Genomic DNA, 15,157 nt, shown 5'->3' on the forward strand with positions numbered 1-15,157 from the left:
ATTTTGATTGTATAACTAATTCGAGTGCGAAGATATAGTTATAATATTACGGACAGGTTAAGATAAAATGAAGGAAATATTACGTTTCGTCGATAGTGTTACCCTCCGCCTGCTATATTCGTTTTTTGAGTTTCCAAGCAGTTTTTACAAAAAAACACACATTGTAAATAAACAAACCGGAAAACTCGTAACTTTGCCAGTCAGGAAATTATCTCCCGATCCAAATACAATCAAGATGGTAAAGTCACTCAAAATAAAAATCGTGCTCAGCCTCTCCCTCCTCATTGTAATGCTGATGGCTGCCGGCATTATGTCTATTCTGGATTTCAGGAAAATAGGGAATTCGGTGGACACCGTATTGAAAAACAATTATCAATCCATTGAATCGGCGAAGAAAATGCTCGATGCAGTAGAAAGGGAAGACAGCGGCATTTTGTTGTGGATGATCGGAAATAAAGATGCGGGAATCGAGACTGTTTGGAGTGCTGATTCAATCATCCGGAAAGCGATCGTCAATATGGAAAAGAACATCACCGAAGCCAATGAACCACGGTATGTGATAGCGGTTATGGATGAGTATGAACAATACCACTCTTCCGTAAAGAAGATACTGGAGGACGGGCGCAGCGCCGAAGAGTTCAAACGGATATACGATACCGAAACGGACTCGCTTTTCCTTAAAACAAAAGAGGCTATCAACAACTTGATGGTGTTGAACCAGGATCAGATGTACCGGCAGGCAGGGATCGTAAAAGAACAATCGCGCCGGGCCATGATGCCGGCCATCGTCTCTATCGCGGCCGCTATCATCTTTGCTCTGTTGCTCTACTTTTTTATCCATACCTATTTTATCCGTCCTGTCAGGCAACTGATCAGCAGTGTAAAGGAATATTATCCGGAAAAAGGCCAACTGGTCGCCGGAATTGTATCCAAAGATGAATTCAAGAAGCTGGAAGAAGAAATCAACCAGTTAATATACAGGCTCCGGCGGACAAAAAATTCAATGTAAATTTCAGATTGATGATACGTACAAGAGTGGTTATCAAATACCTCGGTTATATCCTACTGTTCAATGCGTTATTCCTGTTTATCTCTGCTGTGATCTCCTTTGCCCACGGCGAGAATTCGGTGAGTGCACTCCTGTTCAGCGCCCTGTTAACGGCCTCCCTGGGAAGCTTTCCACAGATTTTTGTGGAAAAGATAGAGGAGATTTCGTTTCACGAAGGATTGGTTATCAGTGTAACCGGGTGGATCATCACCTGTATCGTCGGCATGATCCCCTACTATATCTGGGGTGGGGAATTCACGCTGGCGAATGCACTTTTCGAGAGTGTCTCGGGTTATACTACAACCGGAGCAAGTATATTAAACAACGTGGAGGTACTTCCGAAAGGATTGTTATTCTGGCGTTCTTCTACCTCATTTATCGGCGGTGTGGGGATTATTCTTTTTGTATTATTGGTTCTTCCGGAGAAGAAAGGGGTACAATCCAGTTTTTACCGTTCGGAAGTGTCCGACCTGTCGAAGATGAGTTTCCGTACCCGGTCCCGGCATATCATACGGATGATAGTAACCGTCTATTTCACGCTGATCATAGTAGAGACAATTCTGTTGAAATTGTTCGGCATGACTTTTTTCGACGCCATTTGTCATTCATTCTCCACCGTTGCGACAGCTGGTTTTTCCACGAAGAACCTGAGTATTGCCGCTTATAACAACATTTGGATCGAAGTGGTCATTATGCTTTTCATGCTTGTCAGCAGCATGCACTTCGGATTAGTCTACGCCTCTATGACAAACAAAAAAATAAATATTTTCACCTCCCGTCCCGCACGCATGTATATGTTTGTCACATTCATCGGGATTATGCTGGTAGCTTTCCAACTGACACAGGAAAAAGTATATGGATTAGGAGAGTCATTGCGATACGCCGCCTTTCAGGTTATTTCATTGGTAAGCACTACCGGCCTTGTCACTGCAGATACGGCAAAGTGGCCTCTGTTCTCTATCATTTTGCTTCTCTATTATTCCATGCAATGCGGAATGGTCGGCTCTACGGCCGGAGGTATCAAATTCGACCGGATCTACCTCTTTTTCGCATCGGTAAGAAAACAGTTAAAGTCAATCATTCATCCTGAGGGAATATACGTAGTGAAAATGGACAAGAAGATTATCGACCACGGCCTTGAGTTACAAATCGTAACTTTTATCATCGCCTATCTCTTTACGATGATGATCACGACCCTCCTGTTGGCAGCTATGGGAATAGACGGGATGACTTCCCTGTCGGCTTCCATTGCCACCATAGGAAACGTAGGCCCCGGTTTCGGGGAAGTGAGTTCGTTCGGCAATTATGGTCAGCTACCCAATACGGCCAAATACATACTTTCAGTCAACATGTTGTTGGGACGTCTGGAAATCATGAACGTATTTGCTCTTTTCTTACTCTTATTCAGGAAAGATTAGAATAAAATTTTTTGGAGCCATAACACAAGATTCGTTGAGAACCGATAACGCCAATACAACGAGCGAATAGCAACTCTGTTAAATAAAAAATCGTACCTTTGTGTTTTTAATAAGAACCGATATATAGATATAATTAAATGATAAACTTTGTGGAAGAGCTCCGTTGGCGTGGTATGATACATGAGATAATGCCCGGAACGGAAGAACAGTTATTGAAAGAGCGGACAGCTGGATATTTAGGTATTGATCCTACAGCCGATTCATTGCATATAGGACACTTGGTAGGCGTGATGATGCTGAAGCATTTTCAGCGCGCGGGACACACCCCTGTCGCGCTGGTAGGCGGTGCTACGGGAATGATCGGTGACCCCTCCATGAAATCGGCGGAACGCAACCTACTCGACGAAGCAACATTACGTCATAACCAGGAAGCCATCAAAAAACAGCTGGCAAAATTCCTCGACTTCGAAAGCGAAATTCCCAACAGGGCTATCCTGGTGAATAATTACGATTGGATGAAAGATTATTCTTTCCTGAATTTTATCCGCGATATCGGTAAGCATATTACTGTCAACTATATGATGGCAAAAGACTCGGTAAAAAAACGATTAAGTGGAGAATCGAGTGAAGGCATGTCGTTTACCGAGTTTTCCTATCAACTGCTACAAGGATATGACTTTCTCCATCTTTACCGAGACAAGGGATGCCGACTGCAATTGGGGGGATCCGACCAATGGGGAAATATTACTACCGGCACGGAGTTGATCCGCCGTGTGGAAGGAGGCGAGGCCTATGCTTTAGTCTGTCCGCTTATCACCAAAGCCGACGGAGGAAAGTTCGGCAAGACCGAGAGCGGCAATGTATGGCTCGACCGCCGTTACACCTCACCCTATAAATTTTATCAGTTCTGGCTCAATGTGAGCGATGCAGATGCCGAGAAATATATCAAGATCTTCACTTCCCTCACGAAGGAGGAAATAGAAGCATTGGTTGCAGAGCAACAATCCGCACCACATCTTCGGCCACTGCAGAAACGACTGGCCGAAGAGATCACAGTAATGGTACATTCACGTGAGGATTATGAGATGGCTGTCAATGCTTCAGAGATACTGTTCGGCAAGTCTACCTCACAGTCGCTCCGCGCTATTGACGAAGAGACGTTTTTACAGGTATTTGAAGGCGTTCCGCAATTTATCGTTTCACGTGAGAAACTGTCATTGGGAATTAAAGCAGTCGATCTGCTTACCGAAGAAGCAGCCGTATTTCCTTCGAAAGGAGAGATGCGCAAGACCGTACAGTCGGGCGGCGTGATGATTAACAAGGAGAAACTGGAATCGTTCGACGAGACTATCAGCCTTACACACCTTATCGGTAACAAATATATTCTTGCCCAAAGGGGGAAAAAGAATTACTTCCTGCTGATTGCAGAATAAGTGGTTAAGTACCTAAGTGAAATAGGTGGCTAAGTGGTCAGCCCGCATTACAACTGCTTTTTGATTGAAAAATCGCCGGAATTATTTGGACGGTTACAATTATTATACTACTTTTGCACTGCTTTTCACGAAGCAGATAAGGATTGTCCCATGGTGTAATGGTAGCACATCTGATTTTGGTTCAGCCAGTCTAGGTTCGAATCCTGGTGGGACAACCAAGTTAAAAAAAAACCGAACATTATTTGTCCGGTTTTTTTGTGCGTATAAATGGAGAAGAAGTTATTTTGAATAAACAGCCTTCACATAAGGAGCATTATTCAAAAAGTCGTAGCTTTCCTTCACACTTTCAAAAGGAGTTAATCCTTCGGTATACCTTTCCACCTCCACAATCATATATTTGGTGCCGGCTGTCCCCGCATTGTTATAGATGCTTTCAAAATCCACTTTTCCACTTTTGCCTATTTCGAGTTCATCTTTGATATGGAGAAGTTCGAAACGACCGGGATAAGTATTGAAGTAGTCTACCGGATTTTTACCGCCTTCCCCTAACCAATATACGTCCATCTGGAAGAATACTTTGGAAGGATCGGTATTCTGGAGCATATAGTCATACATCAACTGGCCTTCAATTTCCTGGAATTCGAAATTGTGATTGTGATAACCGAAACGGAGGCCAGCAGCATTACATTTCTCACCGATCTGATTGTAATAATCGCAATAGGCCTGTAAGTCGGCCAATGTAGCGGGTGTCGGCATCCAGGGAGTCACGATATATTTCATACCAGCCTCTTTATGCGCTTTAATAGCGGTATCCCACCATGCCCAGGTTTCATCCCAGTTGGTGGCTGCCACACTGTCGGCCAAGGGCCTTGCCGTATGGGAAGAGAGTACTTCCATACCCACATCTTCGATAGATTTCTTGAAGTCGGCCGGAGACAATCCATAGAACTTTCCGTCGGCATAACTGGCTGCTTCTACTCCTGTATAACCCATTTCAGCCACTTTAGCGATAGTACCTGTATAGTCGGCCTTGATATCGTCGCGCACTGAATAAAGCTGCAGATAAATTTCTTTCTTCTGTGGGGCACAGGCCGGTAGAATAAACAGTCCGACCAGAAACGCAGCCATTAATAATAATGATCCTTTTTTCATTGTCCTATTTCTTTAAAGAAAAGAATATTTCCACCTTTTAGGCAGAAATATTCTTTCCGGTTGTTGAATAATATTAATCTAATACTTTGACTCTGATATTCCTGAACCACACATCGTCACCATGATCCTGGAAACCGATGTAACCTTCACGGTTAGGACCGCCAAGGTTATTCAACAATTCGAATGCCAAAGGCCATTTTTCCTGGCTGAATTTGCTTGCCTGCAACAGGTCTGTCCATTGTGGTGTCCACAAGTGATATTCAACCACATTTTCGCCATTCTGCCTATGCACAACGGTTCCTTTAAACACCATAACTCCACCGGTATTCCATTCACCAAACGGTTTTGAGTTCTGGGGAACAGCCGGGATCATATCGTACAGCGACATTGACTGACGGTTGTTATCCTTACCCAATTTAGCATCGGGGTGATTTTCGTTATCCAATATCTGCGCTTCGGGAGCAGAGATATAAATGGGTTCCATCCTCGCCTCTCCGGTGTTGGGGTCTTTGGTCTGTACTTCCTGCGCAAGGTAAAGTACACCGGAATTACTGCCTTTGGCAACTTTCCATTCAAATTCCAGTTCGAAATTTTTAAACTTGTGGGCAAAGATGATGTCTCCACCATCAGCTTCCTGGGCTTCGCCCCCGCCTGAACCGTTAAACTTGATGGCGCCGTCTTCGATAGTCCATTTTCCCGGAACGTTCTCTTTTCCGTAACCTCTCCATCCTGTAAAATCTTTCCCGTTGAAGATAACAATGTACCCATCTTTATCTGTCTGGAACTGTGACAAATCTACCTGAGGGTTATCCAATACTGTATATTCAGGTACTGCACTTTCTGTCGTAGAATCGGCTGCATTATCTGCGGCAGCATCAGTCTTTTTTGCACCACCGCCGCAAGCCATCAATACACTTGCAAGCATACAACAACTTAATCCGTAAATTGATTTTTTTACTCTTTTCATAACTATTTCCCTTTTAATTAAACTGATAATTAACTTCTGTTGAAATCAGGGAATAACGACGGAGAAACACCGCCGCTATTCCCTTCAATTACTGTGCAATTAAGGCATGTCCGGCAATTTCCATCCATTCTTGTAAGTATGCTTGATCATCTCTTCAGCATACGCAATGGCATTCACCGGTTCTGTCCATGTTTTGTTGAATGTGGGGTGACCGTCAGTGATCTTGAAACCGTCTTCGATAATGGTTTTAACAGTCGCATCAGCGGGGATATTGGTGAATTTCATATTTTCACCATCCCAATGCAGTTCCTGGTTGAGCCCTTGCAGTCTCACCGCAAGTACGCCCATCACTACCATCTCATTGAAAGGACCTGCTTCGGAGAAAGGAGAGGCTGTTTCAACACGGTTTGCGGGAGATTCCTTACATGCGCGCACCCAGTCCATTTCGTGAGAAAGGGTCACTTCACGCTGTGTCTTGGGAGAATTGGGAGTACGTCCCGATATCAACCAGGGATCTCTTCCGTAACAACCACAAATCAACGTATCTTTCGTTCCGTAGAAGATCGCCCCACCCCCCTGGTTATTCAAATCCTTACCGGCAGGCATACCTTCGGGGCGAATGGGAGTCAAACCTCCGTCGTACCAGGTCACTTCCACTTCGGGCATACCCACTTTGGGCATGTTGTCACGCTGTGGAAACACATATTTTACCATCTGGGCATTAGGAGCACAGTCGGTAAGCAACATGGTGGATGATCCCTGTACTTTTGTGGGATATCCCAGGTTCAACCCTTTGAATACCGGATGAAGGATGTGGCAAGCCATATCACCCAAAGCACCGGTTCCGAAATCCCACCATCCACGCCAGTTCCATGGATGGTAAATTTCATTGAATGGGCGATTATTGGCCGGTCCGATAAAGAGATCCCACTTCAAGGTAGAAGGAACCTTGTCCGTTTTCTTAGGAATCATCAGCCCTTGCGGCCAGATAGGCCTGTCGGTAAAGGTATCTACTTTGGTCACTTCCCCGATTTGTCCGTCCCTGATCCAGTCAATCACCTGACGTACACCGGCACCGGATGAACCCTGGTTCCCCATGCTGGTAGCCACCTTGTACTTGGCCGCAAGCTTAGTTAACAGACGTGATTCGTATACGCTATGGGTAAGCGGTTTCTGTACATACACATGTTTACCCATGGTCATGGCATCAGCGGCAATGATCGCATGGGTATGGTCGGCAGTAGCAACTACTACCCCATCGATGGATTTACCCAACTCATCATACATTTTCCTGTAGTCGTAATACTTCTTGGCATTGGGATGTTCGTCGAATACATGTTTGCTGTATTTCCAGTCTACATCGCAAAGCCCGATGATATTCTCACTCACGAGCTGTTTCAGGTTAGAATTCCCCATCCCCCCTATTCCAACGGCAGCGATGTTGAGCTTATCGCTCGGGGCCTTGTACCCCATACTTTTCCCGAGTACCGAAGAAGGCACAACTGTTAGACCGGCTGCTGCTATCGCACCGGTTTCTAAGAATTTTCTCCTTGTAATTTTTGATGACATAAGTACTTTTTTTGGATTAAATTTTTGACGTTTTAGATATTTATTCTCTGGTTATCTGTTCTTTATCCTTATCCCAATACATAGTTCTTCCTTCCATGTATGCCCGTGTTCCCATATGGGCGGTAATGGCTTCTTCGAATCCCTGATCGATACTGCAGGAGGGTTGTGTACCGTTTCTGATACATTCGAGCCACTCTTTCAGATGCAGGAAAGTAGTGTTATAACGTTTTCCGCCGATGAATGAATAGAGAAGTCCCCTCTCGGCAAAATACCTTTCGGTAGCGGTAGAAACGGCATCCACACTCTGTCCCGGAATATAAGTATAAAATGGTTCCCCCGGCTTCACAACTCCCTGTTCGATCTGCGTACGGTATTGCTCGGACCGCGGATCCACAGTTACCGCAAGCGTGTTACCCACCTCCATGGTCGCATCATGTCCCATGATCTTACGGCTGCGGCTGAACTGGTTGGCCAACGTAGCGGAATACAACATGGTGAGTTCCCTTTCCTTGAACTCGAATACCGTCTGCAACACATCGGGTACGGTACGTCCATCTTTAAAGAAATAGACGCCACCTGAAGAACTGGCCGACGAGGGAATACCCAGATGAAGGATCTGGTTCATCGCATCATACTCGTGTGTCAGCAGGTCGCCGCTCAATCCGGTACTGTAATCCCACCAGCAACGCCAGCGGAAAAACCGTTCCAGGCTGAACTTATCGCGGGATTCCGGTCCTACGTACTCCGACAATCCAGCCGAAGTCATATAATCCATATATTCCTTTATCCTGTCCGGATCTCCTTCAAACTGTTTCCAATCGATGGTTTTTGGATTGGCATCCTTATGTATGGGATAAACCCATGCACCGTTGGGATCATTACGGTTGGTACCGGTCTCTATCAGGGATATCCTCCCCAGCAAGCCTTTTTCAATGATCTGCCGCGCCCTTTCGTAAGCCTCGATCTGCCGGTTCTGGTGTCCTAACTGAAATACCAGGTGCGGGTTGCTTCTCGATAACGAGCGGAGCTCATAAGTCTCCGGTACCGTCCATGTCATCGGTTTCTCCAGATAAACATGCTTCCCCGCCCTGAGGGCATCCATGGCCATGGTACCATGCCAATGGTCCGGCGATGCAATCACCACTGCATCCACATCGGGGGCAGCCAATAATTCCTTATAGTGGCGATAACGCCTGGGTTTGGAACCTAATGTCCCTCCCACTCCTTCCCGGTGAATATTTGCACCGGCGTTGACCGCAGCTTCAGCATAAGTGTCAAAAATGTCGCAGACCGCCGTGATCTCCACCCGCAAATCCTCCTGCTCTACAAAATCCTGATAACGGGTATTCGCCGAATTTATTCTTGATTGTTCGATCAGGTTTTCCACATATTCGGGAGTAGCAAACCCCAACCCCTGCATCAACTGTGTTCCCCTGATACCAAAACCGATGATACCCACCCGAATTACTTGCGCGTCGGAAGAAGTTGGCGAGTAAGGAGCTACTTTACTCCCGAAACGAAACATCTCCGCAGCATTGCGGTTGGTGTTTTCTGCCTTTTTCTTTCTGTAAACCCCATAAGCCATGGCCCCCAATACCGGCACGGTCGCTATTACCTTGAGTGCGTCACGACGCCCCTGGGAGAACTCATTCGCAGAGGAGTCCTTATCTTCTTTCCGATTATTTATATCTTTATCTTCTCCCATAAAAATAACAATTACTTACTTTTACGAAATAGCAGGTTGTCAAAACTGATTGCCCGGGAGGCAGGAAACAACATTAATACCGCCACTGTCACCAATAGGATCAGATTCTTATCAACCCATAGATAAGATCCTTCGGTGGGCAGGATATATTCCGCAAATAATAAGGGAGGATGCGAAAGGTAATAGAGCAACAAAAAGATCATAGCTCCTATGTAACCAATATTTGTGAAGAGCCCTAAGATCAGTAGCAGCCCTAAGATCGTCAATCCCCAGATATTAATGAAATTGGTTATCTCGAGCAATGTGGGATTCTCTGCCAGCCGTACAAAAAGCGAAGCAAAAATGCCCTTTGAATCGATCAGGTATCCGTAGGCCGACCAGTTCGGGGTGAATACCTTTGCCAATCCCTCGTATAAAAAATACCAACCTATTAAAACACGTAATACAAACAGCGCATATAGTTGTAATTTGCTATAACATATTGATTGCATCTCTTATCTGACTAAAATATTTTCATCACAATTCATCATTCAGGCTTAGAATGCATGTGTAAAAGTAAAACAAATATTTTTGAAAATGAAATTTTATTACAGTAATTGAGTAAAATTAGATATTTTATTTGTAAGAAAGAAAAAAATCCGACATTTTATTGGACAGTCCAATACCCAAAAACACTTGTTTAATATATAAATTTATGTATTACTTACGTTGTAAAAAATCTTCAGGACAAAAGTAGTGAAAATAATTCGGGAAATAATAGGTTTTCTGCCTGTTTTATCCTATTTTCGCCCGTGGAAAGGGAGTATGAATATTCAGGATAGAAGTTCCGACCGTTAATTTATTGAAAATTGAGAAGATGAATCAAAACACCTTTTTAGGCCTTATCGAGCAAAGTATTCGCAACCACTGGGAGATGCCGGCGATGACTGATTTCCAGGGAAATACTTTCTATTATAAAGATTTTGCCTGTGAGATAGACCGGCTGCACGACTATTACAAAGCTGCAGGCATTCAACGAGGAGATAAAATCTCGATATGTGGTAAGAATTCCGCAAGATGGGCCATCTCCTTTTTTGCCGTGCTCTCCTATGGTGCCGTGGCAGTAAGTATCCTTCACGAATTCGACAAGGCCAGCGTACAGTTTATTGTGGATCATTCCGATTCAAAAATGTTATTCGTGGACAGCGGCATCTGGAATGAAATCGATGAGGAAACCATACCGAAAATTGAAACTGTTTTTTCCCTTGAAAACTTCTCGTTGCTGAAGTCCACATCCGACGGGTTGAAGCAGTTTGATGCAGATGCCCCGGCCTATTTCGGGAAAAAGTACGAAAAAGGATTTTTTGTGAATGATATTGTTTTCCGTACCGATAAGCCTGAGGAATTGGCTGTGATCAATTATACCTCCGGTACCACCAGCAGCCCCAAGGGAGTCATGCTTCCCTACAGGAGCCTCTGGTCGAACACCAAATTCGCGAATGACAGCCTGCCGTTTATTGAATCGGGTGACAATATCGTATGTATGTTACCGATGGCACATACTTATGGTCTGGCATTCGAGATACTCAATTCTATCTCCATGGGTTGCCATATCCATTTTCTGGGGAAAACCCCTTCACCACCGGTATTGCTTGACATGTTTTCCAAAGTGAAACCCAAATTGGTACTGGCTGTCCCTCTTATTATAGAAAAAATCGTAACCCGGAATGTACTACCCAGACTGCAACAAGGGGCAACAAAGACACTCATCAAAATACCTTTGGTGAACAGTGCCATATATAACAAAGTACGTGGGTCAATGATAGAGTTCTTCGGCGGAGAACTGGTCGAAGTGGTGATTGGCGGTGCCGCGCTCAATCCCGATGTGGAGAAGTTTTTAAGGAAAATCAGGTTTCCCTACACCGTGGGATACGGGATGACCGAATGTGGTCCATTGATTTCTTACGCCTACTGGGCTAAGTATAAAGAGCGTTCCAGTGGAAAGGTGGTAGACAGGATGGAAGTGAAAATCGACTCTGAAGACCCGCAAAATGTCGTAGGTGAAATACTTACCCGGGGCAGTAACGTGATGCTGGGATATTACAAAAACGAGGAAGCTACCAAAGAGGCGTTTACCGTGGACGGCTGGTTGAAAACCGGTGACTTGGGAACGATGGACAGCGGCAATTTCATCTTCATCAGGGGAAGGAGCAAGAATATGATGCTGGGCCCTTCCGGACAAAATATTTATCCTGAAGAGATTGAAGAGAAGCTCAACAGTTCTCCGTTTGTCAGCGAGGCACTGGCTATCAGTGAAGATCAAAAGGTTGTTGCCCTGATCGTGGCCGATAAGGACGCCCTGAAAGAGAATGGGGTGACAGATCTGGAAGTGGACGCCTTATTTCAGGGAGTGGTCGCAGAGGTGAACAGTCAATTGCCATCCTACAGCAAGATTGCATCCTTCCGGCTCCAGGAAGAGGAATTTGAAAAAACTCCCAAACAAAGTATCCGGCGGTTTAAGTATGTTTAGATCCAAGACGCATACAACCAAGATCCAAGACTCAAGATGCAAATCTTGAATCTGTCTTGGTTCTTGGTTCTTACAATCTAATCAGTCTATCTTAATACTCGTTCCAACTCCTTATTTCCATATCCTCCTGATCCATATTACAGAAGGCAGTGATAAAGGCACTGGCAAGACGGGCGTTGGTGATCAGCGGTATATTAAAATCGACTGCACCACGACGGATAATATAACCGTTGGTAAGTTCCCTTTTGGTCACATTCTTGGGGATATTGATGATCAGGTCGAATCGCTTGTCGATGATCATCTGCCGGATATTGTTCTCACCGTCCTCGTCGGGCCAGTTCACATCGGTCGCCCTGATACCGTTCTCTTCCAGGAACTTCTGTGTACCGTGGCTGGCGTAGAGGTCATATCCCCTTTCTCCCAGCAATTTGCATGCCTCTAACAAATCGACTTTCGATTTCATCTCGCCGGAAGATATCAGTATCCCTTTCTGGGGTATTTTATACCCTACCGAAAGCATCGACTTGAGGATCGCATCCGAGAAATCTTCACCAATACATCCAACCTCTCCCGTAGAGGACATATCCACTCCCAGCACCGGGTCGGTATTCTGCAGGCGGGAGAAAGAGAACTGGGATGCCTTCACGCCAATGTACTCCAGGTCGAACACCGAACTGTCGGGTTTACTGAAAGGCGCATCCAGCATGATACGGGTAGCTGTATCGATAAAATTATGTTTCAACACCTTGGAAACAAAGGGGAAAGAGCGTGACGCCCGCAGATTGCATTCGATCACTTTGATCTCGTTGTTTTTGGCCAGATACTGTATATTGAACGGCCCACTGATATTCAGTTCTTTCGCAATCCGTTTCGATATTTTTTTTACCCGGCGCATAGTCTCAAAATAGAGCTTCTGTGCAGGGAAAACGAGAGTAGCATCACCCGAATGTACACCGGCAAATTCCACATGTTCAGAAATGGCATATTCTACTACTTCCCCTTCACGGGCTACCGCGTCGAATTCTATTTCTTTGGCGTTCTGCAGGAAAGAAGAGACTACTACCGGGTATTCTTTCGATACATTGGCAGCCATCTTCAGGAATGTATGCATCTGTTCCTTATCATAACATACGTTCATGGCAGCTCCTGAAAGCACGTAAGAAGGACGGATCAGCACGGGAAATCCCACTTCGTCAATAAACGCGTCGATCTCCCCGAAACTGGTCATCTCTTTCCAACGAGGTTGATCGATACCCAGTTCATCAAGCATCGCAGAGAATTTATGGCGGTTCTCGGCCCGGTCTATCGATAAGGGAGAGGTTCCCAGGATGGATACATTCTGCCGGTACAATTTCATGGCGAGGTTGTTGGGAATCTGTCCCCCGACCGAAACAATCACTCCTTTGGGAGTTTCTAGATCGATCACATCAAGTACCCTTTCGAACGACAACTCATCGAAATAAAGCCGGTCGCACATGTCGTAATCAGTGGATACCGTTTCGGGATTGTAATTGATCATCACCGATTCATAGCCCAGTTCCCGGACGGTCTGTACCGCGTTGACCGAACACCAGTCGAATTCTACCGACGAACCAATGCGGTATGCACCGGATCCCAACACAATCACTGAATCTTTTCCACTTTTCCGGGGGGTAAATGCCTTGTCCGAATCGTAAGTGAAATATAGATAATTGGTTTTCTCCGGGTTTTCGGAGGCAACCGTATTGATACGGCGCACTACCGGCATAACCTTTAGCACTTTCCTTCTGTTTCGCACCCTGATCAGTTCATTCTCCAGGGTTCCTCGCGGATTTTCTACAAACCGAGCGATCTGGAAATCGGAGAAACCGAGTCGTTTTGCTTCACGAAGCACCTTTTCCGGCAGGTCTTCGATCTTATTATAAGTTTCAAGTACTTTTGAGTAATTGTATATATTCTCCAAACGTCTCAGGAACCATGGATCGATTTTGGTCAACGCCTCGATCTGCCCAACCGAATATCCTTTTTCAAAAGCATTGGCAATCGCAAAAATACGCATATCGGTCGGCTTCGAGAGTGCTTCTTCCACATTGTCGAAGATCATCTCGCGGTTTCCCACAAAGCCGTGCATCCCTTGTCCGATCATGCGTAACCCTTTCTGGATGATTTCCTCGAACGACTGGCCAATGGACATAATCTCACCGACGGACTTCATGGAGGAGCCGATCTCGTGACTTACGCCATGGAACTTATTAAGATCCCAGCGGGGTATCTTCACGATCATATAATCTACCTTTGGCGCCGTATAGGCAGAATTGAGTGTCCCCATCTCCCCTATCTGGTCGAGGGTGTAGCCCAAAGCCAGCTTTGCCGCCACAAAAGCGAGCGGATAACCCGACGCCTTGGAAGCAAGTGCCGATGAACGACTCAGGCGGGCATTGATTTCGATGATACGGTAATCATTAGTCTCCGCGTTGAAAGCATACTGGATATTACATTCACCCACGATACCGATATGTCGGACCACCCGCTGAGCAATATCTTCAAGCATGGCGATTTGCTCTTTGCTAAGGGTGATGATGGGGGCCACCACGATACTTTCACCGGTATGTATACCCAGCGGATCGAAGTTCTCCATCGGTACCACGGTAAAGCAATGGTCGTTTTTGTCACGGATCACTTCGAATTCGATTTCTTTCCATCCTTTCAAACTCTCCTCTATCAATATCTGGTTAGAAAAAGAAAGGGCGCTCTTGCACAATTCTATAAATTCTTCTTCATTGGTGCAGATGCCTGAACCCTGTCCGCCCAGTGCATAAGCAGAGCGTACCATGATAGGAAACCCCATTTCACGGGCCGTCGCCAACGCATCCTCCAGGCTTTCTACCGCCCTTGATGCAGGCGTTTTGGCCTCGATCTCATTCAGTTTTTTCACGAACAAATCCCTGTCCTCGGTGATCATGATCGCCTCTACCGACGTCCCCAACACCTGTACACCATATTTATCGAGCGTACCTCTCTGGTATAGTTCTGCGCCGCAGTTCAACGCCGTCTGTCCCCCGAAGGCCAACAGGATACCGTCCGGCTGTTCCTTTTGGATCACCTTTTCCACAAAGTAAGGGGTGATGGGCAGGAAGTAAACCCGGTCCGCTACACCCTCCGATGTCTGTATGGTAGCGATATTCGGGTTGATCAATACTGTTTCTATTCCCTCTTCACGCATCGCTTTCAAAGCCTGCGAACCGGAATAGTCAAACTCTCCTGCCTGTCCGATCTTCAGGGCGCCGGAACCCAATAAAATCACTTTCTTAATTGAATTGTTCATTATGTTGATTTGCTGATTGAGATTGAATTAGTCTATAAATTTTCAAATTATC

General features: G+C 45.5%; 10 protein-coding genes and 1 tRNA gene. 5 read left to right on the forward strand and 6 right to left on the reverse strand.

Translation table 11 applies throughout. The annotated features are described in order from the left end of the window. Nucleotides 1-235 precede the first annotated feature (235 nt). The 4 genes from ABV001_RS01900 (at nt 236) to ABV001_RS01915 (ending at nt 4,117) form a co-directional block, all read left to right on the forward strand. Nucleotides 236-1,009, forward strand: coding sequence for an MCP four helix bundle domain-containing protein (locus tag ABV001_RS01900; protein WP_352421249.1), 774 nt, complete (start codon nt 236-238; stop codon nt 1,007-1,009). Between the two features lie 11 nt (nt 1,010-1,020). Then, entirely contained in the window at nt 1,021-2,466 is a 1,446-nt protein-coding gene (locus tag ABV001_RS01905) for a TrkH family potassium uptake protein (RefSeq protein ID WP_352421250.1), read from the forward strand. Nucleotides 2,467-2,606: 140 nt separating this feature from the next. After that, on the forward strand, nt 2,607-3,899 hold the full coding sequence (tyrS, locus tag ABV001_RS01910) for a tyrosine--tRNA ligase (protein ID WP_352421284.1): 1,293 nt from the start codon (nt 2,607-2,609) through the stop codon (nt 3,897-3,899). A gap of 144 nt (nt 3,900-4,043) precedes the next feature. Continuing rightward, a tRNA-Gln gene (locus ABV001_RS01915) sits at nt 4,044-4,117 on the forward strand. A 61-nt stretch (nt 4,118-4,178) separates the two neighbouring features. Here ABV001_RS01915 and ABV001_RS01920 read toward each other — a convergent pair. The 5 genes from ABV001_RS01920 to ABV001_RS01940 form a co-directional block, all read right to left on the reverse strand. Next, nucleotides 4,179-5,051, reverse strand: coding sequence for a sugar phosphate isomerase/epimerase family protein (locus tag ABV001_RS01920; protein ID WP_352421251.1), 873 nt, complete (start codon nt 5,049-5,051; stop codon nt 4,179-4,181). Between the two features lie 73 nt (nt 5,052-5,124). After that, nucleotides 5,125-6,018: a 3-keto-disaccharide hydrolase gene (locus ABV001_RS01925; RefSeq protein WP_352421252.1), complete on the reverse strand. Its 894-nt coding sequence runs from the start codon at nt 6,016-6,018 to the stop codon at nt 5,125-5,127. 99 nt (nt 6,019-6,117) lie between these two features. Beyond that, entirely contained in the window at nt 6,118-7,587 is a 1,470-nt protein-coding gene (locus ABV001_RS01930; protein ID WP_352421253.1) for a glycoside 3-dehydrogenase, read from the reverse strand. A 40-nt stretch (nt 7,588-7,627) separates the two neighbouring features. Further along, entirely contained in the window at nt 7,628-9,292 is a 1,665-nt protein-coding gene (locus tag ABV001_RS01935; RefSeq protein ID WP_352421254.1) for a Gfo/Idh/MocA family protein, read from the reverse strand. Between the two features lie 11 nt (nt 9,293-9,303). Further along, on the reverse strand, nt 9,304-9,783 hold the full coding sequence (locus tag ABV001_RS01940; RefSeq protein WP_352421255.1) for a DoxX family membrane protein: 480 nt from the start codon (nt 9,781-9,783) through the stop codon (nt 9,304-9,306). Between the two features lie 365 nt (nt 9,784-10,148). On the opposite strand from ABV001_RS01940, the gene ABV001_RS01945 reads away from it, so the two are divergent. Next, on the forward strand, nt 10,149-11,801 hold the full coding sequence (locus ABV001_RS01945) for an AMP-binding protein (protein ID WP_352421256.1): 1,653 nt from the start codon (nt 10,149-10,151) through the stop codon (nt 11,799-11,801). Nucleotides 11,802-11,892: 91 nt separating this feature from the next. Here the strand turns inward: ABV001_RS01945 and carB are convergent, their stop codons facing one another. After that, nucleotides 11,893-15,105 carry a carbamoyl-phosphate synthase (glutamine-hydrolyzing) large subunit gene (gene carB / locus ABV001_RS01950; RefSeq protein ID WP_352421257.1) on the reverse strand — a complete coding sequence of 1,071 codons (3,213 nt, stop codon included), beginning with the start codon at nt 15,103-15,105 and terminating at the stop codon, nt 11,893-11,895. Nucleotides 15,106-15,157: the final 52 nt, after the last annotated feature.

The sequence above is a fragment of the Proteiniphilum sp. genome (assembly GCF_040307845.1).
Taxonomy (GTDB): domain Bacteria; phylum Bacteroidota; class Bacteroidia; order Bacteroidales; family Dysgonomonadaceae; genus Proteiniphilum.